Raw genomic sequence first — 21,169 nt, forward strand, 5'->3', positions numbered from 1 at the left:
ACAGGTACGGGCTGGTGGTCCAACCGTGACCGGTGAGGGGTTTCGGGGACAGTACGGGGGGTACCTATCACCGAGCCGGCGAGCGCCGTACTCCACTGCCGTGAGTGCCCATCCGGCCAACGATGTCCGGCCGCCGCGGGAACCTGGTGTGCCGCTCGCCGGCTCCTTCTCAGCTCTGCCGAGCCGGCTCACGACCGCTTCCCGGCGGGCCGGCGAAAGCCTGGGCGATGGTGAGCCAGTGCGCCGCCTCCGGGCCGGTAGTGCGCAGCGCCAGATCCTCGGGATGCCGGCGCTGGGTGACCAGTAGGCAGAAATCCACTGCCGGACCGGTAACCCGTTCGGCCGCGCTCTCGGGGCCCCACGACCACAGTTCGCCCGACGGTGCGCGCAGTTCTATCCGGAACTCGGCGGCGGGAGCGGGGAGTTCCCGGACGGCATACGCGAAATCGCGGGTCCGCGCGCCGATATGCGCCACCGCACGCAGCCGGTCGGTCGGCGTGCGGTGGATTCCGAGTGCGTCGGCGACATCCTGGCCGTGCGCCCAGGTCTCCATCAGCCGGGCGGTTGCCATCGAGCCCGGCCGCATGGGCGGCCCGAACCAGGGCACTTTCGCGTTCCCGGGTACGGCACGCAGTGCCGCGGCGAGCTCGGTCCGGCCGCGTCGCCATCGCTCGAGCAGTTCCGGCGGCGGTGTGGTGGCGGCTGCCGCGGCGGCTTCGTCCACGAAGGTCGTCACCCGGGCGGCGGCTTCGGTCAACAAGTCGATGAAGGCGGTGCCGCCGGTTCGTGCGTCGGTGGCGGCCAGCCCGGCCACCTCGTCGGTCCAGGCGAGATGCCCGATCTGATGGGCGACGGTCCAGCCTGCCGCGGGAGTGGGACGAGCCCAGTCCGGCTGTGGCAGTTCGGCGACCAGGCTCTCCAGGTCGGCGCTCTCCGCGGCGAGGTCGCGTAGTAGCGCGTCCAGATCGGCCATGGTTCCCTCACCTCCGTCGTGCACGGCATCGTGCGCGGTTCAGCATTCCAGCGGTGCGGGAAAAATACAAGCACGCTTGCTTGATTTTGTGCGCGCAGGCAGGCTCTGTCGAGGTGTGTCAGAAGGAGGCTCTACCAGCCGAAGAGCAGCAGGTGGGTGGCACCGACCAGCAGCCCGAGCGCGGCGCCGTGCAGATAGAGCAGCCAGGCGTCCTGTTCGACCGATGCGTAGAACATCTCCATGAACTCACCCGGAGTCAGCAACTGCAGCTTGCGGGCCGCGAACTCGTCGATGTTCTCGGCCTGCTCCCGGATGAAATCGGCGTCTTCCACCAGAGAAGGGGCCAGGCCGACCGCCGCACCTGCCGCACCGACCTTCAGGTTGTCGAACTGCCGCCGGCCGAACGCGGCCCGTACCACCGAGGTCGTCCGGCCGAGCTGCCGGTGGATCTCGTCGGAGATGAGCTGTTCGAGCAGCAGCCGGGTCTTGTCGCCGTTGGGGCCGTTGAGCAACTCGTTGGACAGATTGGGCAGCGTGAGCACCTGATAGGCGAGGATATGGGCCAGGTCGGTGGCCGCCTGTGGCTGCCGTTTGGCCAGCAGCGCCTGTTTCCAGATGTACTTGTACCGGGGCTGTGGATCGCCCGGCGTGAACACCACCCGCACGGCGATGATGTTCACCGCGACCCCGATGAGCGCCGAGGCGGCCAGCACGATCACCCAGGACGGAATCCAGCCCCAGACCGGGATATCGGAATGGATGTGCAGGTAGAGGGCCAGCAGCAGGCCGAACGGGGCGCCGAGCAGGCCGATACGCACCATGAATTTCAGTTCCGGCGCCGCGATCGTGGTGGTGAGGTCCTTGAGGATCTCCGGATTCTCCTGGAGATACCGGATCACGAAACCCTTCACGTCGATGAGCTGATCGACGTTGTCGCCGAGCGAATCGAACGCCCGGCCGGTGAGCTCCGGCAGTTCCCGTTCCACCCGCTGATAGATCAGTTGCCGCATCGCCCGGGGCACGGCATTCCACAGATCGGGGTTCTCCCGGTTCATCACTTCGTCGACAATGCTCTTCACCTGTTTACGGGCCAGCGCCGCGACATAGTCGGCGATACCGTCGAGATCCAGTTCGTGGATGAAATCCCGGGGGCTGCCGATCCGCAGCAGCGCTTTGTCGACACAGATACTCGCCATTTTCTCGGCGCGCGCCGGAATGAATCCCTGAAAACCCAGCCGCGACCCGTCCTCGGAAAATGTCGGCAATACCTGGACCCGGCGCGGTAGATAGGGATACAGCACATCGAGGCCCGGAATCCGGATACCGCGGAACATCAGCGGCCAGAACAGCATGAGTACGCCGGTCCAGTTGGTGAGCCATCCGGCGGCCGCGCTGAATATCGGAAAACTGATCAGATCGACGACGAACTTGCTCTGACCGGTGAGTTCTTCCCAGTTGATCAACACTCCGGACGAGAGTGTGATCATCGCGCGCTCCCCTTGGCCGGATCGGTGTTCGAAATGATCACATTGTCATCGGGCCGTCCCGGGTGTCAATCAGGGCTCACCGGTGCAGTGGCTGCCCTCGCGAGGGTATGCCGCACCGCGAAAATCCGGAATAGGGTGCCGGCATGAGCAACCCCGAGACCTCGGTACTCCCCGCTTTCCTCGACGCACTCGCGACCGGGCGGTTGGAAGTGATCGATCTGACCACTCCGCTGAGCAGTTCGACACCGGCCCTGCGCCTGCCCGAACCGTTCGCGAATCTGATCGATTTCAGTCTCGAAGAGGTCAGCGCCTACAACGAGCCCGGCCCGTTCTGGCGGCACAACAACATCCACACCGGGGAACATATCGGCACCCACCTCGATGCCCCGGTGCACTGGGTCACCGGGCGCGACGGGGACGATGTCTCGCAGATCCCGGTGCGCCGGCTCATCGGCCCCGCCGCCGTCCTGGACCTCACCGGTGAGGTCGCCGCCGATCCCGATCATCTGCTCACGATCGCCGAGGTGGAGGCCTGGGAGGCGGAACACGGCCGGTTGACCGAGGGCACCTGGCTGCTGCTGCGCACCGGGTGGGAGTCGCGCGGAGGTTCGGCGGCCGAATTCCTCAACGCCGACGACACCGGTTCGCATACACCGGGAGTGGCGGTCGACTGTGCGCACTGGCTGGCCACCGAACGGTCGGTCACCGGTCTCGGGGTCGAAACCGTCGGTGTGGACGCCGGCCTGGCCGGTGGTTTCGATCCCGCCTTCCCGGTCCACCACTACTTCCTCGGAAACGACAAATACGGTCTCACCTCGCTGCGCAACCTCGGATATCTGCCGGCAGTGGGCGCGATGCTGGTGGTGAGCCCGCTGCCGATCGTCGGCGGCACCGGGAGCCCGGCGCGGGTGCTCGCGGTGCTCGATCGCAGCGGCGCACAGGCATGACCGTCACCGGTTCGACGGACTCCCCGGCGCCCGCGGCCCCGGCCGCGGTGGTCTACGGCCCGACCGTCGCCGATGTGGTGGGCCGGGTACTCGCCGATCTCGGTGCCGGGCACTGTTTCGGGGTCGTGGGCAGCGGCAACTTCGTGATGACCAATGCGCTGCGTCGCGGCGGGGTGCCCTTCACCGCGGCCCGGCACGAAGGCGGCGCGGCGAGCATGGGCGACGCCTACACCCGGATGTCGGGCCGGGTCGGGGTGGTCTCACTGCATCAGGGTTGCGGGCTGACCAACGCCATGACCGGGATCGGTGAGGCCGCGAAGAGCCGTACCCCGATGATCGTGCTCACCGCGGACAGCCCGGCGGCGGCGCTGCGGTCCAATTTCCGGGTCGATCAGGAGGCCCTGGCCAGGAGTGTGGGTGCGGTGAGCGAGCGGGTGTACTCGGCGCGGACCGCGGTATCCGATGTGATCCGGGCTCATCGGACCGCGGTGACCCGGCGCCGCACGGTGGTTCTCAATATCGCGATCGATATCGCCGCCGCACCCTGCACCGCGACCGGGCCCGTCGCGGCTCCCGTGCCGCGGGAGCGGGTACGACCCGGTGCCGAGGCGGTCGCGCAACTGGCCGAGGCGCTGCGCGACGCGCGTCGGCCGGTCTTCGTCGCGGGTCGCGGCGCCCGGCACGCCGGACCAGCGATCGCCGCCCTGGCCGCGGCATGCGGGGCTCTGCTCGCCACCTCGGCCGTGGCCAACGGACTCTTCGCCGGCGACGAGTTCGCGCTCGGTATCTCCGGAGGCTTCGCCTCGCCGACCACGGCCGAGTTGATCTCCGCCGCCGATCTCGTCGTCGGCTGGGGTTGTGCGCTGAACATGTGGACCACGCGGCACGGGCGCCTCATCGGCTCCGATACCCGGGTTGTGCAGGTCGACGACGATATCGACGCCATCGGCGCGCACCGCCCGGTCGATTTCGGGGTACTCGGCGATTGCGAACCCGCCGCCCGCGACGCGCTGGCCGAACTGCGCAGAACAGGGACCGAGGAGGTGACCGGCTATCGCACGGCCGAGGTCGCTTCGCGGATCGTGCGCACCGGCCGCTGGCAGGACGTACCGGTGGAGGACTCCGCCGGGGACGGCCGGATCGACCCGCGACACCTGACGATCGCGCTCGACGAGATACTGCCCGCCCAGCGGATCGTCTCGATCGACTCCGGCAACTTCATGGGCTATCCCGCAACACATCTGTCGGTGCCCGACGAGAACGGATTCTGTTTCACTCAGGCGTTCCAGTCGATCGGGCTGGGGCTGGGCACCGCCGTCGGCGCGGCTTTCGCGCGGCCCGATCGCCTTCCGGTGCTCGGCGCGGGCGACGGCGGTTTCCTGATGGCGATCTCCGAACTGGAGACCGCGGTGCGCTGCGAACTGCCGCTGGTGGTGATCGTCTACAACGACTCCGCCTACGGCGCCGAAGTCCATCACTTCGGTGACGCGGACCACGGCACCGTCACCTTCCCCGAAACAGATATCGCCGCCATCGCGAACGGTTTCGGGGCCACCGGGGTCACGGTCGGATCGGTCGCCGACCTCGCCGCCGTGCGCCGTTGGGTAGCCGACTACCGGAGAACCGGCCGGGCCCGGCCGCTGGTGATCGACGCGAAGATCACCAGTGACGGCGGCGCGTGGTGGCTCGCGGAGGCCTTCGCCGGGCACTGAGCATTATCTGCGGATTATTCGCCCTGGGCGAACAGGGGCGGGAGGCGGAACAAAGGCGATACCGGTGAAGTTGAGTGGGATTAGCTCAACTATTGGAGGTTGTGTTCGTGACTACACCACTGAATCTTCCGGTGCTGTTCCTGACCGATCCCATCGTGCTCCCCGGGATGGTCGTGCCGATCGAACTGGACGAATCCGCACAGGCGGCGATCGACGCAGCGCAGGCCGCGAAGACCGGGACCGTACTTCTGGCCCCGCGACTCACCGAGGGTTACGCCGCCTACGGCGTGATCGCCACCATCGAACAGATCGGCCGGGTGCGCGGCGGCGCGGCGGCCGCTGTGCTCAAGGCGGAACGGCGCGCGAAAATCGGGCACGGTGTCACCGGCCCCGGTGCGGCGCTGTGGGTGGAAGCCGAACCGGTCGATATCCCCGCCGCCGACGGCCGCACCCGCGAACTGGCCGCCGAATATAAAAAACTCGTCGTCTCGGTACTCCAGCGGCGTGAGGCATGGCAGATGGTCGACGCGTTCAACCAGCTGACCGAACCGTCCGCCATCGCCGATACCGCCGGCTATGCCGCGTATCTCACCGATGAGCAGAAACGCGAACTGCTCGACACCCCGGATGTCGCGCAGCGGCTGAACCTGCTGATCGACTGGACCCGGGCCCATATCGCCGAGGCCGAGGTCACCGAGAAGATCGGTGACGAGGTCCGCGAGAACATGGAGAAGAGTCAGCGCGAATTCCTGCTGCGCCAGCAACTCAACGCCATCCGCAAGGAACTGGGCGAGGACGAACCGGACGGCGCCGACGACTACCGCGCCCGGGTCGAGCAGGCCGACCTGCCCGAGAACGTGCGCGAAGCGGCCCTGCGTGAGGTGGGCCGACTGGAGCGGTCCAGCGATCAGAGCCCCGAGAGCGGCTGGATCCGGACCTGGCTCGATACCGTGCTGGAATTGCCGTGGCAGGTGAAAACCGAGGATTCCACCGATGTGGCGGCGGCCCGGGCCGTGCTCGACGCCGACCACCACGGTCTGGACGAGGTGAAGGACCGGATGGTCGAGTACCTGGCGGTCCGTGCGCGGCGTGCCCGGCGCGGCTTGGCGGTCGTGGGCGGGCGCGGATCCGGCACAGTGCTGGTCCTGGCCGGGCCGCCCGGTGTCGGCAAGACCTCGCTGGGTGAATCCGTAGCCCGGGCTCTCGGCCGGAAGTTCGTGCGCGTCGCCCTGGGCGGTGTGCGCGACGAAGCGGAGATCCGCGGTCACCGGCGCACCTATGTGGGCGCCATGCCCGGCCGGGTCGTGCGGGCGCTCGAGGAAGCCGGATCGATGAATCCGGTCGTGCTGCTGGACGAGGTCGACAAGCTCGGCTCGGATTTCCGCGGCGATCCGGCGGCAGCCCTGCTCGAGGTGCTCGATCCCGCCCAGAACCACACCTTCCGCGATCACTACCTGGATATGGACCTGGATCTGTCCGATGTGCTGTTCCTGGCCACGGCCAATGTCATGGACACCATCCCCGGTCCGCTGCTGGACCGGATGGAAGTGATCACGGTCGACGGGTACACCGAGGACGACAAGGTAGCCATCGCCCGTGACTTCCTGCTGCCCCGGCAGCTGGAACGCAATGCGCTGACCGCCGCGGAAGTCCGGGTCACCGACCAGGCACTGCGCGAGATCGCGGCCGACTACACCCGGGAAGCCGGTGTGCGGCAGCTGGAACGGCTGATCGCCAAGGCACTGCGCAAGGCGGCGACCCGGTTGTCCGAGGTCGATGCGTCGGCGGCCGCGCTGACCATCGATATCGGGGACCTGAAGGATTATCTCGGGCGGCCGCGCTTCACCCCGGATTCGGCGGAGCGTACCGCTGTGCCGGGCGTGGCGACCGGGCTGGCGGTCACCGGTCTGGGTGGTGATGTCCTCTACATCGAGGCCAACACCGCGGCCGGCGAACGTGCCCTGACGCTGACCGGCCAACTCGGCGACGTCATGAAGGAATCGGCGCAGATCGCGCTGACCTATGTGCGGTCGCATCTGGGCGAGATCGGTATCGAATCGGCGGTGCTGGACGGGAACCTGCACGTCCACTTTCCCGCCGGAGCGGTGCCCAAGGACGGCCCGTCCGCCGGTGTCACCATGGTCACCGCGCTGGTATCGCTGGCACTGGGCCGCCCGGTGCGCTCCGATGTCGGAATGACCGGCGAGGTCACCTTGAACGGCCGGGTGCTGCCGATCGGCGGGGTGAAGCAGAAACTGCTCGCCGCTCAACGTGCGGGGCTGAAGACGGTGTTCATCCCGGCGCGCAACGAGCCGGACCTGGACGATGTCCCCGCCGATGTGCTGGCCGATCTCGACGTCCGCCCGGTGAGCGATGTCGCCGAGATCCTCGCCCACGCCATCGAACCGGTCCGTGAACCGGCCGTGGACAGCCGAACCCTGGCGGTCAGCGCCTGATCCACGCGAACGGGCCGCGGTAGCTCCCGGTGAAGCCACCGCGGCCTGTTCCGTATCCAGCGGGTTCTTTTCGCCCGATCCCGGCCCGCGCCCATCCGATCCGCCGATCCACCCGAATTCCGTCCTGCAATGTTCGCGGTGCGGCCGCACAGGGTCGGCCTGGCTGAAAGTGATGGGAATCCATGAAGAGCATGCAACGCGGTGTGCTTGCGGCGGCGCTCGTTTCGACCGCCGCCCTGCTGGGATCGACGGCGTGTTCCGGTGACGCGTCCAGCGACTCCGCCGCCACGGCCACGAATAGTCCGATGGCGAGCACCCCGGCCGCCGGCGAACCGGCCACCGGTCTCGTCGGACCCGGTTGCGCCGACTACGCGGCCCAAGTACCCAGCGGGGCCGGTTCGGTCGGCGGAATGGCGCAGGACCCGGTCGCGGTGGCGGCCTCGAACAACCCGATGCTGAAGACACTGGTCCAGGCGGTATCGGGTCAGCTCAACCCGAAGGTGAATCTGGTCGATACGCTCAACGGCGGCGAGTTCACCGTCTTCGCTCCGGTCGATTCTGCCTTCGCCGCGGTCGACCCGGCGACGATCGAGAGTCTGAAGACCGATTCCGACACGTTGACGAAGGTCCTCACCTACCACGTCGTTCCCGGCCGGATCGCGCCCGCCGATATCGCCGGTGACCACGTCACGGTCGAAGGCGGAACCGTCGAGGCCACCCGCACCGGCGAGAACATCGAGATCGGCGACGCCGCGGTGATCTGCGGCGGTGTGCAGACCGCCAACGCCACGGTCTACATGATCGACAAGGTACTCATGCCGCCGACCTGACTGTTTCGGATGCGTGTGCAGGGCGAGTGCACCAGACTGGCGTCATGATGCGTTGTGTTCGGCACGGTGATCTGGACGACAACCCGGGCGGCGAACCGATCCCGGCCGAGGGCTGCGGCGAATGCCTTGCCATGCAGTCGAGGGCGCGCTCATGACGAATCGGCCGGGGTCCGGCCCCGGACCGATCCGGTTGGCGGATTCGGAAACCGACGATGCGGCGGCATGCTCGGTCCGGACCGACGGACACGACGACCGTGCGACGCAGCGTCGGCTCGCCGACCTGCTGTCCGCGGCCGGGGACGGCGATCGGGACGCGTTCACCCGGTTCTACCGGGAGACCAGTCCCCGCGTGTTCGGGCTGGCGCGGCGGATCCTGCGCAGCCCGGCGGCGGCCGAGGAAGCCACCCAGGAGGTATACCTCCAGGTCTGGTCCGCGGCGGCACGCTACGACCCGGCTCGGTCGAGCGCCATCGGCTGGTTGATGATGATCACCCATCGGCGCGCGGTCGACCGGGTACGGTCCGAGGAGTCGGCCGCCGGTAGGGACCTCGTCTACGGGCACACCCATCTGGGGCGCGATCACGACGTCGTCTCCGAGACGGTGGACCAGCGCCTCGACGAGCAGGCGGTACGCGACTGTCTCGAGGTACTGACCTCCACCCAGCGGCAGGCGGTCGCTCTCGCCTATTACAGCGGGCGCACCTACCGCGAGGTGGCCGACCACCTCGAATCTCCGCTACCCACAATCAAGAGCCGCATCCGCGATGGTCTGAAGCGGCTCCAGAACTGCCTGGCAGGGGTTGCCTCCGATGCCTGATACCGCACCACCCGATTCGCCGGAGAACAGCGGCGACCTGCTGGACCTGGCGTTTCCGTACGCCCTCGACGCGGTGGCCGCCGCCGAGGAGGCGGAGATCGAACAGCGTGTGCGTGCCGCCGACCCAGAGACCGCGCGTTCCTTCGACGGCACCGTCCGAGAGGTGCGGGAAGCGATGGCGGCGCTGTCGGTTCTCGACGCCCAAACGCCCCCGGCCCGGATCGAGGCGCGAATTCTCGCGGCACTCGACCACCCGCCCGGAGCCCGCTCCGCGGTGCGGTCCGATTCGCCGCACGACGAAATCAGCGATCCGACCCGGCTCACGCAGACCGATCCGCCGGACATCGGCACCACCGATGAACTCACTCTCGCCCGGGACCGTAGGCGGGCGCTTTCGCGCCGGTGGGCCGTGCTCGGTGCGGCCGCCGCGGTGGTGGTCGCCATCGGTATCGCGGTCGGTGTGGGTGTGGTCGCGCAGCGCGGCGACGAGCCGGGCGGGACCGTGACCGCGCAGGAGGTGCTGAACCAGCCCGACGCCCGGACCACCAGCACCCGGATCGGCACCGACGGCATTCTCACCGTGCATGTATCCGATGCGCTGAGTGCGGCCACCGTTTCCTTCGACGCGACGCCCGAACCGCCTCCCGGCAGTGACTATCAGCTGTGGCTGATCGATGCGAGCGGGACGCCGCGTTCGGCCGGGGTGCTGGCCGAGCTTCCGGGCGCGAGCGATCCGTACGTCACCGAGTTCACCGGTTCTGATCAGCTCGCGATAACGCTGGAGCCGGATGGCGGGTCACCCGCGCCCACCACCGATCCGATCGCGGCTCTCACCCTCGGCTGAGCTCGGCCCGGTCCGGGTTTGCCGAGGCTTCCGCCCCGCGGCCGGAAGTGACACCATCCGCAGTGGCTGGTGTGACGAATTCCCATCCGTCGGGGCGCCCGCCCCGACGGATGAACGAGGACGCTGATGCAGGACACGACGAGTTCGGCCGGTTCCCCGGCGCCGGGCCCAGCGGCCCGGTACCCCGTCGGACGGTTCGCGGCGGGGCTGAGCGGTCTGGCGGCCGCCGCGGTCGTCCTCGGTGTCGGTGAATTGGCCGCGGCTCTGATCGCCCCGGCGGCCGCGCCCTTCCTGGCGACCGGGGCGACCGTGGTCGACCACACGCCGCAGGCATTGCGCGAGTTCGCCATCGAACAATTCGGTACCCGCGACAAACCCGTCCTCTTCCTGTGTATGGGTGTGGTGATGGTGGTGCTCGCCGTGACGGCGGGGCTGCTGGAACGCCGCGGGCCCTATGGCAGCGCACTGCTGGCCGGGCTCGCGGTGGTCGTCGGTATCGCGGTACTCCAGCGGCCGACCGCGACCGCGGCCTACACGGTGCCGATCCTGCTGGGAGCCGCCGCCGGGGTGCTCACCCTCCGGGTGCTGATCACCCGGGCGCCGCGGCGCCGTTCCGGGCCGGGGCTCGTGTCCACCGAGGAGGGCTTGGGTGCGGACGGCGCCGAAGCGTCGCGGCGGCGGTTCCTGGGGCTGGCCGCCGGGGCTCTTGTACTCGCCGCGGGGTCCGCGGCGGCGGGGCGGTGGGCCGGGGAGCGGGCGCGGGCGGTGACCGCCGATCTGCGGCGGTTCGTGGTCCCGCGTCCACAGTTCGCGGCCGCGCCCGTACCGCTGGGAACCGATCCGCCCGTGCGGGGGATCACCGAATTCATCACTCCCAACGACACGTTCTACCGAATCGACACCGCCCTGCGGTTACCCGCGTTGACCAGCGACGACTGGCGACTACGGATCCACGGCATGGTGGACCGCGAAATCGAGTTCACCATGGACGATCTGCTGCGGCGGCCCGCCGTGGAAAAAGTGATCACGCTGACCTGTGTCTCCAACGAGGTGGGCGGTGATCTGGTCGGCAACGCGACCTGGATCGGGTACCCGCTCGCTGACCTCCTCGCCGAGGCCGGGATCCGGCCCGACGCGGATATGGTGCTGTCCACCAGCGCCGACGGCTTCACCGCGGGTACGCCCGTCGCGGCACTCACCGACGGTCGAGACGCTCTGCTAGCGGTGGGTATGAACGGTGAGCCGCTGCCGGTCGCGCACGGTTACCCGGCCCGCATGGTGGTGCCCGGCCTCTACGGATATGTCAGCGCCACGAAATGGGTCGTCGATCTGGAGATCACCAGATTCGATCGGGCCCGGGCTTATTGGACTCGGCGCGGCTGGTCGGCGCTCGGTCCGATCAAAACCGCCTCCCGTATCGATGTTCCGGCGGCATTCGGCAACATCACTCCCGGACCGGCGGTGGTGGCCGGGGTGGCCTGGGCTCAGCATCGCGGGATCGCCGCGGTGGAGGTGCAGGTCGACGACGGTCCCTGGCAACCGGCCGAGCTGGCGCCGGAGTATTCGCTGGATACCTGGCGTCAGTGGACCTGGCGCTGGGACGCGCCGCCCGGTTCGCATACGTTGCGGGTTCGGGCGACGGACGGGACCGGCCGGGTACAGACCGCCGACCGCGCCGACCCGGTACCGGACGGCGCGACCGGCCGGCACACGCGGACGGTGACCGTCCGGTGACCGTCCGCGCCAGGCTACGCGGCCGCCGGTGCCGGATCGTCGGCGAACTGGGTCCGGTACAGCTCGGCGTACCGTCCGCCCAGGGCGAGCAACTCGGTATGCGTTCCGCGTTCCACGATGCCGCCGGATTCGACCACCAGGATCTGGTCGGCCGCACGTACTGTGGACAGCCGGTGGGCGATCACCAGCGCGGTGCGCCCCTGGAGCGCTTCGGTCAACGCCGCCTGTACCGCTGCCTCGGAAGTGGAGTCGAGGGAGGCAGTCGCCTCGTCCAGCACCACCACCCGCGGCTGTTTGAGCAGTAGCCGGGCGATGGTGAGTCGCTGGCGTTCCCCGCCGGAGAGTCGATAGCCGCGTTCCCCGACGACGGTGTCCAGACCGTCGGGCAGGCCGGCGATCAGCTCGCTCAGCCGGGCCCGTTCCAGCGCGTCCCACAACTGCTCCTCCTCGGCCGCCGGGGCTGCCAGCAGCAGATTGGCCCGGATGGTGTCATGGAACAGATGTCCGTCCTGGGTGACCAGACCGATGGTCTCCTGTATCGACGTCGTGGTGAGTTCGCGGATATCGGTGCCGTTGAGCCGGACGGCGCCCGAATCCACGTCGTACAGGCGGGAAACCAGTTGTGCGATGGTCGATTTACCGGCGCCCGAGGAACCCACCAGAGCGATGAGCTGACCGGGTTCGGCCCGCAGCGACACCCCGTGCAGCACTTCCTCACCACCGCGAGTGTCCAGTGTCGCCACCTCCTCCAGGGAGGCCAGCGAAACCTTATCCGCGGCAGGATATCCGAACCGCACATCGTCGAATTCCACCTCGACGGGCCCGGCGGGCACCGGCCGCGCATCCGGTGCGTCCTCGATCAGCGGCCGCAGATCGAGCACCTCGAACACCCGCTCGAAACTGACCAGCGCGGACATGATCTCCATTCGGGCGCTGGCGAGCGCGGTGAGGGGTGAGTACAGCCTGGTCAGCAGCAGCGACAGGGCCACCACGGCACCCGCGTCCAACTGCCCGCGCAGTGCGTACCATCCGCCCAGGCCGTAGACGAGTGCGACGGCCAGTGCCGATACCAGCGTCAAAGCCGTCACGAACACTGTTTGCAGCATCGCGGTGCGCACGCCGATATCGCGGACCCGCTGTGCGCGTAGGGCGAACTCGGCCGATTCCTGAGCCGGGCGGCCGAAGAGTTTCACCAGCGTCGCGCCCGGCGCGGAGAAGCGTTCGGTCATCTGCGTGCTCATCGAAGCGTTCAACCCCGCCGCTTCGCGCTGGATATCGGCCAGCCGGTCGCCCATCCGCCGGGCCGGGATCACGAATACCGGTAGCAGGAGCAGCGCGAGCAAGGTTATCTGCCAGGACAATTGGAACATCACCACCAGGGTGAGCGCCACGGTGACGATATTGGCGACCACACCGGACAGGGTGTCGCTGAACGCGCGCTGCGCCCCGATCACATCGTTGTTCAACCGGCTGACCAGCGCTCCGGTCCGGGTCCGGGTGAAGAATGCGACCGGCATGCGCTGTACATGATCGAATACTGCGGTCCGCAGGTCGAGGATCAGGCCTTCGCCGATACGCGCCGAGAGCGCTCGGATGGCCAGGCCCATCCCGGCATCGAGGATCGCGAGCCCCGCGATGGCCAGCGCGAGGAGGATCACCGTCCGGGGTGGCGAACCGGCGAAGATATTGTCGACCACCCGGCCCGCGAGCAGTGGCGTGGCGACCACCAGTACCGCCGAGACCACGCTGAGCACCAGGAAGGCGATCAGCCGCCGCTGATGCGGTCGGGCGAAGCGCAGAATGCGCCGTGCTGTGGCGAGGCTGAACGACCGTTGCTCCTCCGGGGCGTGCATGCGCCGGTACATCTGGTCCCAGGCCACCGATTCCATGCTCATCTGACATGTCCTTCCGCTCCGGAGTCCGATTCAACTCCAGTGCACCGACACTAAAAGCTCAACCAATATTGATGTCAAGTTTCGATCGGTCAGGACTCGTCGGTATCGATACCGGATATCTCCGTGACCGGCGCGAGTTCCAGGCGGACACCGAGCAACCGGACCGGGCGATCCAGCGGAAAGCGATCCAGTACGCGCAGCGCCGCCTCGACGATGGTGGGGATATCGGTGGTGGGCTCGGGCAGTTTGGACTGTTTGCTGCGGGTGTAGAAGGTGCTGGTGCGCACGGTGACGGCCACCCGGGTCGCGATACGGCCCGCCGCGGCGATCTCCGCGGCGACCTCCGCCGCCAACCGGGCGACCTGCGCCCCGATCTCCGCGTGATCCTCGATATCCCGGGGAAAGGTCTCCGACCTGCTGCGCCCCACCGCCGGCGGCGGTTTGGTCACCACCTCGGTATCCCCGGCACCGCGGCCCATCACCCACAGGTAGGGTCCATTGGCCGGACCGAACTCGGCCGCGAGCCGGGCCCGGTCGGCGGCCATCAGATCGCCGACCGTGTGTATTCCCGACTCGGCCAGCCGCGCCGCGATCCGGCTACCGATCCCCCAGAGCGCGTTCGTCGGGCGATGCGCCATCACCGCCGACCAGTTGGCGGCTGTGAGCCGGAACATCCCCGCGTGCGCTCCCGGCGGGTCGGCCGCGATATCACCGGATTTGCCGACCGATTTGGCGAAACCGGTGGCCAGCTTCGCGGTGAGTTTGTTGTCGCCGATGCCGATCGCGCAGGTGAGGTCCAGTTCCGCTACGGCGGCTCGGATCGCCCGGGCCAGCTGTTCGGGATCGTCGGTATCGGCTGCCACGAACGCCTCGTCCCACCCCCAGACCTCCACTTGGTCGGTGAACGAACGCAACCGGGCCATGACCTCCTCGGACGCCTCCTCGTAGCAGGGGACATCCAGAGGCAGGAACACCGCGTCCGGGCATTTACGCGCCGCCGACCGCAATGCCATTCCGGCACGTACGCCGAAAGCCCGTGCCGGGTAGGACGCACAGGTCACGACCTTGCGCGGTTCCTCCGGGTCGCCGTTCCCGCCCACGATCACCGGCTGCCCCCGCAGTTCGGGATGACGCCGGAACTCGACCGCGGCCTGGAACTGGTCGAGGTCTACGTGCAACAGCCATCTGGCCACCACTCCGGTCTACTCCACCGGGGTGACAAGAAGGTGGATATCGGGCGCGGGCCTTCGAAATCGGTGACTACCGTCCCGGGCACCGACCCGCCGCGGACGGCACCGTCGCGCCGAGTCCGGAAGGATCGAGGACGGCGAGCCTAGGCTGGTTCGTGTGGCCGACCAGGATGTACGACGGGGCACCCTCGCGCGGCATCTGCGCGCGCGGATCGGTGTGGACGCGGTGGACATCTCCCACCGCCGCCGGGTGGAGTACTCGTCGGACGCCTCGAACTACCGGGTGTTACCCGAGGCGGTCGTCTTTCCCCGTGCCGATGCGGAGGTGGCCGCCGTAGTGGAGGTCGCGCGGGCCGAGGGGACGGTTCTCACCCCGCGTGGCGGTGGCACCTCGGTCGCGGGAAACGCGGTCGGTCCCGGCATCGTCATCGATTTCAGCAGGTATATGACCGGAATCGCCGAGATCGATCCGCGGCGCCGGACCGCGCGGCTGCAACCGGGTGTCGTGCTGTCGGACCTGCAGCGCCGGGCACGGGAACACGGGCTGCGTTTCGGCCCCGACCCGTCCACGCAGAACCGCTGCACTCTCGGCGGGATGATCGGCAACAATGCCTGCGGGCCGCATGCCATCGCCTGGGGCCGTACCTCCGACCGGGTCCGGGAGCTGCGGATCCTCGACGGTACCGGCACGGCTCGGCGGCTCGCGGATTCCTTGGACGCGGTTCCGGGATTGCCGGAGTTCACCGCGAATTCGCTTGCCGTACTCCGCACCGATCTGGGCCGATTCGACCGGCAGGCATCGGGCTACGGCCTGGAACATCTGCTGCCGGAAAGAGGCGGGTCGGTGGCGGCTTCGTTCGTCGGTGCCGAGGGCACCTGTGGTGTCCTGCTCGAGGCCGAAGTGGAACTGGTGGAGATCCCGCTCGCGACTCTGCTGGTCGTGCTCGGCTATCCGGACCTGGCGACCGCCGCCGACGATATAGCTGCGGTGGTCGCGGTCGCACCGGTCGCGGTGGAGGGTATCGATGCCCGGTTGGTCGAGATGGTGCGGGCGCACGGCCGCCGGGTCCCCGACCTCCCGCGAGGTACCGGCTGGCTGTTCGTGGAACTGGCCGGGGAGAACGCGGCCGCGACCCATGCCGCCGCCCGGACTCTGTGCGCGGCGGCCGGAGCCTTGGATACGCGCATCATCGAAGACCCGCGGGCCGCGGCCGCGCTGTGGCGTATCCGGGCCGACGGGGCGGGTCTGGCCGGCCGGACCCGTGACGGCGAGCCGGCCTGGCCGGGCTGGGAGGACGCGGCGGTTCCACCTGCCCGGCTCGGTGCCTACCTCCGCGATTTCGAGGACCTTACGCGCGAGCACAAGGTCGAGGGATTGCTCTACGGGCATATCGGTGACGGCTGTATCCATGTGCGCCTGGATCTGCCCATAGCCGCCGCACCGGAGCGGTTCCGGGCATTTCTGACCGACGCGGCGCATCTGGTGGTGGGCCACGGGGGTTCGCTCAGTGGTGAGCACGGTGACGGCCGGGCTCGTTCGGAATTGTTGGAGATCATGTACTCGCCCGAGGCGCGCGCGGTGTTCGCCGGTTACAAGGCGTTGTTCGATCCCGCGAACATTTTCAATCCGGGTGTTCTGGTGGAGCCGCGCCCACTCGACGCCGATCTGCGACTGGTGGGCCTGCCGCCGTTGCCGCGGGCCCGTGGGTTCGCGTTCGGCAGCGATGCGGGGGATCTGTCGACCGCGGTGCACCGCTGTGTCGGGGTGGGCAAATGCCGGGCCGATACGCGGGCGACAGGCGGTTTCATGTGCCCCTCGTACCTGGCGACGGCCGACGAGAAGGACACCACGCGGGGCCGGGCGCGGGTGTTGCAAGAGGTAGTCCGGGGCGACCTGGACTGGTCCGCGCCCGAAGTGGCCGAATCGCTGGATCTGTGTCTTTCCTGTCGCGCCTGCGGGACGGATTGCCCGGCGGGGGTCGATATGGCGACCTATAAGTCCGAGACCCTGTACCGCCGCTATCGTCGGCGGCTGCGTCCCCGCGACCACTACACGCTGGGCCGGCTCCCGCGCTGGCTCTCCGGGGCGACCCGGGTGCCGTGGCTGGTCAACGCCTTGGCGGGGGCCGGACCGTTGCGCAGGCTGGGTATGCGGGCGGCCGGGGTCGATCCGCGCCGCGACGTACCGGAGCTCGCACCGCGTTCGTTCCGGCGGATCTGGCAGGAATCGGAAAACCAGCAGGTAGCGGAAGCGAACGCGTCGACCGTAATGCTCTGGGTGGATACTTTCACCGATGCCTTCGACCCGGAGATAGCGCTGGCTGCTGTCCGACTGCTCAATTCCCTCGGATACCGCGTTGTCGTGCCCCGCCGTCGGGTGTGCTGCGGGCTGACCTGGATCAGCACCGGGCAACTGAGCGGTGCCCGGACGCGATTACGTGCCACGCTCGGCGCGCTGGAGGACCATGTGCGGGCCGGTGGGCTGGTGGTCGGTCTCGAACCCTCCTGTACGGCCGTGCTGCGGGCCGATCTGCCCGAACTGCTGCCCGAGGATCCGCGTTCCGCACCGGTCGCGGCGGCGGTGCGCACGCTCGCCGAGTTCCTGACCGCGCAACCGGACTGGCGGCCACCGAGTCTCGCGGGCACGTCGATGGTGGTGCAGCCGCACTGTCACCATTATTCGGTCCTGGGTTTCGAGGCCGATCGCCGAATATTCGCCCAAATGGGGGTGAATGTGACCGAGGTTGCAGGATGTTGCGGTCTGGCCGGCAATTTCGGAATGCAGAAAGGGCATTACGAGATATCGGCGGCGGTGGCGGCCAACGGAATACTGCCGGCGATCGACAATGCCGGGCCGGATGCGGTCGTTGTCGCCGACGGATTCTCCTGTCGCACTCAGACCGCCCACCTGACCGCGCGTCGCGGTAGGCATCTGGCGCAGATTCTGCTGCGGGACAATTGATTTCCCTGGTACGGCGGCGCGCTATCGCCGGGGGCGGCCGATCGTGTATCGGCGGCCTCGCCCGGAAACGATCAACTTCCGGAAGGAATGCTCCCGGGCGGAATCTCGTATCCGGAGCTGCCGGCGAAAACCGCCCCCCACAGATCGAGTAGCCAATTGAGTGCCTCGGTGATCATAGAAACCTCCAGTCACGACAGAATTCGGATATTTGCTCGGCTGCGATTTCATCGTCGTGCAATGCGACACCGTTACCCGCGACAGCGCACAATGACATGGTGCCTGTCCGAACAGCGGGAACCACCGACGACGCGTGGGCGACCCGGACTCTGTCCGCCGCCGCACCGGTCCACCTCGCCCATACTCTCGCGCCGTTGCGCCGGGGGCCGGGCGACCCGTGCCACCAGATCACTCCGGACGGAGCGCACTGGCACACCTCCCGGATGCCGACCGGACCGGTCACCTACCGGCTGGTCCAGGACGATCCGGCCACTGTCACCGCGGATGCCTGGGGTGCGGGCGCCGCGGAGTTCCTCGACGGGCTGGATCGAATGCTGTGCCTGGACGAAAAGGTCGACGATTTCGTCGCCGTCCATCCCACGGTGGCGGCCGCGCATCAGCGGCACCCCGGGCTGCGGATGCTGCGCACCGGCCGGGTACTCGAAGCGCTGATCCCCGCGATCCTGGAGCAGAAGGTGACGATCGTTTCCGCTCACGCGGCGTGGCGTCGCCTGGTGCACAGTTTCGGTAGCCCGCCGCCCGGCCCGGCTCCGGCGGGAATGCGGGTGCCGCCCGACGCGGCGACCTGGAGCCGGATCCCCTCATGGAGCTTCCACCGTGCGAATGTAGGGCCGCAGCGCTGGCAGACCGTCGTACGGGCGGCTCGCGTCGCCGACTCGCTGGAGCGAACGGCAGCCCTGCCCTCGGGTGAGGCCGCGCGCCGCCTTCGCACGATCCCCGGGATAGGGGAGTGGACGGCAGCGGAAACGGCGCAGCGTGCTTTCGGTGACGCCGACGCGCTCTCGGTGGGTGATTTCCATCTGGCGTCTATCGTCGGTTGGACCCTGCTCGGGCGCGATATCGACGACGCGGAGATGGTCGAGTACCTCGAACCGGTACGTCCACATCGATACCGCACCATCCGTCTCCTGGAGGTCAGCGGGCAGGCCCGTAAGCCGCGATTCGGCCCTCGCGCTCCGATCACCGACCACCGCCGTCGCTGAGTCGGTAACGGGATTCACGGTTGCGGAGATCGGGAGTTCCCGCTCCGGCGGGCCGGTGATCGGCCGGTACAGCAGCGAGATCCGGCTTCTACTGGAGGGCGCGATTGTCCAGAACGCAGCGTCCCGAATCCACAAGGGTGGCTCGGGCCCGCCGGCGGACCCGGCACTCGTCGACGGTGCAGTCCAGGTGCAACTGCATTGCCGAATGGGCTTGTTCGGGGGTCATCACGCCGGGATCGTCACCGCAAGCGAGCAGGGTGGGGATCGGGGCGTCCAGATTCAACCGCATCACACGACCTCCTTATGAACCCGCGGTCGACACCTGTTGTCCGCGGTGGTTTTCCGGGTGTGCACATACGACCAACAGCTCACCATAGGCCGAGAACGGCGCATATGGTGTGAGATTCGGCGACTTTGCCGGTACCGAGTTGCGAATTTCTTGTAGACGGGTGTAAACCCAGCTCCGCCGACGCGACGCGTAGCATCGCGCTACATGCTGATGGCGCGCTGCGTCGGGGCCCTGGACACGAAACACAGCGATATGCGCGGCGGTGAAGGAGAACCTGGATGAGCATCGACAACGGTACGAATGTGGATCTTTCCGGCGCCCGCTGGGTGAGCGGTGCGACCGGTGTGGGTGCCGGTGTGCCGGGGACCCACAATGTGGAGATCGCGATGCTCGCCGAGGGGCATGTCGGGATGCGCGACGGAAAGAATCCCGAAGGGCCGGTTCTGGTCTTCACGCCGGGCGAATGGGCCGCATTCACCGCGGGTGTACGTGACGGCGAGTTCGACCGTCCCTGATCCCGGTCGGCGGAGTTGCTGTAGGGCCTCAGAACTCGTGTCGGAATCTCAAAATGTTTGTCGGTGACATGACGGATCCGACATCACTGTGAGATTTCTGCTCCTTGCGCTGGTCCGACCGGGGCCGCCGGTGTCGCCGGTTGCGGTCCGAGCGGGGAGGTACCCTGTGCGATCTCGACCGGAGCGACTGATCCCGCGCAAAACGACTCGTTGAGCAGAAGCGGATTGTGTACTCTCCCCACGTGCGTTCCTGACAGTATCGGTCCCCGCGTACGCGGCATGCAGCCTTGTGGGTGAAAACTGTCTCTGATCAGGACGCCGATGTTCGTTTCCTGCTTCCCCACTCCTCGCGCGCGGCCATTTCAGCCTCGTCCCCGGTGCGCTGCCGATTCCTGCCCGTGGACCCCCTCTCCCAACCCGGCATGCTCGTCGTCCACTGATATGGCAGACCGAACCCCTACCGAGGAAGCCTGATGATCAATACTCGCCTGGCCGGCCGGACCGTCCTGGTCACCGGCGGTTCCGGCAATATCGGCGCAGCGATCAGTCGCGCGTTCGCCGCCCAGGGGGCACGCGTAGCGATCCACTACCTCGACCAAGATCCTCCAGCCCCGGCCGGCACCGAATGGGCCCACCTCACTCCCACTGCAGAGGAGGCGGACAAACTCGCGAACGAATTGGGCAACGACTCCTTCGCCGTCAGCGCCGACCTGTCCGAACCGGACGGCGCGATCCGGCTGGTGGGTGCGGTCGCCGCCCGCACCGGCACGATCAATGTCCTGGTCAACAACGCCGCACACTGCGAAACACCGGACACCGTCGACACGTTGACCCATGCGTCGATGGAGCGCCACTATCGGGTGAACGCCGTCGCCCCCGCGGTCCTCACTGCCGAGGTGGCACGACTACATCGCGGAGACGACCCGTTGAGCATCATCAACATCACCACCGACGCCGCCCGAGCCTTCCCCGGCCAGACCGGCTACGGCACATCCAAGGCGGCGCTGGAAGCACTCACCCGCTCCACCGCCCTGGACCTCGCACCGCGCGGCATCCGCGTGAACGCCGTCGCCCCGGGCCCTGTCCAGACCGGCTGGATGGACGAAAACATCCTCGCGCAGGCGAGGGAGATCGTGCCGATGGGCCAGGTGGGGGAGCCGGACGATATCGCTGACGCGGTGGTGTATCTGGCGTCCCACCAGGCCCGCTGGGTCACCGGACAGATTCTGCAGGTAGCCGGCGGACACGCTCTCTGACTGTGTCGGCCACCGGCCCCGACCAGGCCACGTTCATGACAT

General features: G+C 68.2%; 16 protein-coding genes. 11 read left to right on the forward strand and 5 right to left on the reverse strand.

Going from position 1 to position 21,169, the window contains the following annotated elements; translation table 11 throughout:
• Window positions 1–169 precede the first annotated feature (169 nt).
• Together OG405_RS25925 and OG405_RS25930 are read right to left on the reverse strand one after the other, a co-directional pair.
• The gene (locus tag OG405_RS25925; RefSeq protein WP_327149019.1) at window positions 170–973 is read right to left on the reverse strand and encodes a TIGR03084 family metal-binding protein; all 804 of its coding nucleotides are present in this window, start codon (window positions 971–973) and stop codon (window positions 170–172) included.
• Window positions 974–1,104: 131 nt separating this feature from the next.
• Window positions 1,105–2,460 carry a hypothetical protein gene (locus tag OG405_RS25930; protein ID WP_327149020.1) on the reverse strand — a complete coding sequence of 452 codons (1,356 nt, stop codon included), beginning with the start codon at window positions 2,458–2,460 and terminating at the stop codon, window positions 1,105–1,107.
• Between the two features lie 143 nt (window positions 2,461–2,603).
• On the opposite strand from OG405_RS25930, the gene OG405_RS25935 reads away from it, so the two are divergent.
• The 7 genes from OG405_RS25935 to OG405_RS25965 all read left to right on the forward strand — a co-directional run bounded on the left by OG405_RS25935 (window position 2,604) and on the right by OG405_RS25965 (window position 11,800).
• Complete coding sequence (locus tag OG405_RS25935) at window positions 2,604–3,407, forward strand: cyclase family protein (protein WP_327149021.1); 804 nt, start codon at window positions 2,604–2,606, stop codon at window positions 3,405–3,407.
• Window positions 3,404–5,119: a thiamine pyrophosphate-binding protein gene (locus tag OG405_RS25940; RefSeq protein ID WP_327149022.1), complete on the forward strand. Its 1,716-nt coding sequence runs from the start codon at window positions 3,404–3,406 to the stop codon at window positions 5,117–5,119. The genes OG405_RS25935 and OG405_RS25940 overlap by 4 nt, the downstream gene beginning before the upstream one ends.
• Before the next feature lie 167 nt (window positions 5,120–5,286).
• Window positions 5,287–7,575, forward strand: a complete 2,289-nt coding sequence (gene lon, locus OG405_RS25945) for an endopeptidase La (protein WP_327152526.1) — start codon at window positions 5,287–5,289, stop codon at window positions 7,573–7,575.
• A 182-nt stretch (window positions 7,576–7,757) separates the two neighbouring features.
• Window positions 7,758–8,405 (forward strand): fasciclin domain-containing protein, encoded by a 648-nt coding sequence (locus OG405_RS25950; protein ID WP_327149023.1) that lies wholly within the window; start codon window positions 7,758–7,760, stop codon window positions 8,403–8,405.
• A 151-nt stretch (window positions 8,406–8,556) separates the two neighbouring features.
• On the forward strand, window positions 8,557–9,222 hold the full coding sequence (gene sigK / locus OG405_RS25955) for an ECF RNA polymerase sigma factor SigK (protein ID WP_327149024.1): 666 nt from the start codon (window positions 8,557–8,559) through the stop codon (window positions 9,220–9,222).
• On the forward strand, window positions 9,215–10,066 hold the full coding sequence (locus tag OG405_RS25960; protein WP_327149025.1) for an anti-sigma factor: 852 nt from the start codon (window positions 9,215–9,217) through the stop codon (window positions 10,064–10,066). The genes sigK and OG405_RS25960 overlap by 8 nt, the downstream gene beginning before the upstream one ends.
• 126 nt (window positions 10,067–10,192) lie before the next feature.
• Complete coding sequence (locus tag OG405_RS25965) at window positions 10,193–11,800, forward strand: molybdopterin-dependent oxidoreductase (RefSeq protein WP_327149026.1); 1,608 nt, start codon at window positions 10,193–10,195, stop codon at window positions 11,798–11,800.
• A 14-nt stretch (window positions 11,801–11,814) separates the two neighbouring features.
• On the opposite strand, the gene OG405_RS25970 is transcribed toward OG405_RS25965, so the two are convergent.
• Window positions 11,815–13,695 (reverse strand): ABC transporter ATP-binding protein, encoded by a 1,881-nt coding sequence (locus OG405_RS25970; protein ID WP_327149027.1) that lies wholly within the window; start codon window positions 13,693–13,695, stop codon window positions 11,815–11,817.
• Window positions 13,696–13,784: 89 nt separating this feature from the next.
• Window positions 13,785–14,888, reverse strand: a complete 1,104-nt coding sequence (locus OG405_RS25975) for a DNA polymerase IV (RefSeq protein WP_327149028.1) — start codon at window positions 14,886–14,888, stop codon at window positions 13,785–13,787.
• A 154-nt stretch (window positions 14,889–15,042) separates the two neighbouring features.
• On the opposite strand from OG405_RS25975, the gene OG405_RS25980 reads away from it, so the two are divergent.
• A complete protein-coding gene (locus OG405_RS25980; protein ID WP_327149029.1) occupies window positions 15,043–17,847 on the forward strand; it encodes an FAD-binding and (Fe-S)-binding domain-containing protein in 2,805 nt (934 codons plus the stop codon).
• Window positions 17,848–18,119: 272 nt separating this feature from the next.
• Entirely contained in the window at window positions 18,120–19,067 is a 948-nt protein-coding gene (locus OG405_RS25985) for a DNA-3-methyladenine glycosylase family protein (protein ID WP_442790612.1), read from the forward strand.
• 88 nt (window positions 19,068–19,155) lie between these two features.
• Here the strand turns inward: OG405_RS25985 and OG405_RS25990 are convergent, their stop codons facing one another.
• A complete protein-coding gene (locus tag OG405_RS25990) occupies window positions 19,156–19,356 on the reverse strand; it encodes a hypothetical protein (RefSeq protein WP_327152527.1) in 201 nt (66 codons plus the stop codon).
• 278 nt (window positions 19,357–19,634) lie between these two features.
• On the opposite strand from OG405_RS25990, the gene OG405_RS25995 reads away from it, so the two are divergent.
• Entirely contained in the window at window positions 19,635–19,871 is a 237-nt protein-coding gene (locus OG405_RS25995) for a DUF397 domain-containing protein (RefSeq protein WP_327149031.1), read from the forward strand.
• Between the two features lie 473 nt (window positions 19,872–20,344).
• On the forward strand, window positions 20,345–21,127 hold the full coding sequence (locus tag OG405_RS26000) for an SDR family NAD(P)-dependent oxidoreductase (RefSeq protein WP_327149032.1): 783 nt from the start codon (window positions 20,345–20,347) through the stop codon (window positions 21,125–21,127).
• Window positions 21,128–21,169 lie beyond the last annotated feature (42 nt).

Source organism: Nocardia sp. NBC_01329, from assembly GCF_035956715.1.
Taxonomy (GTDB): Bacteria; Actinomycetota; Actinomycetes; order Mycobacteriales; family Mycobacteriaceae; genus Nocardia.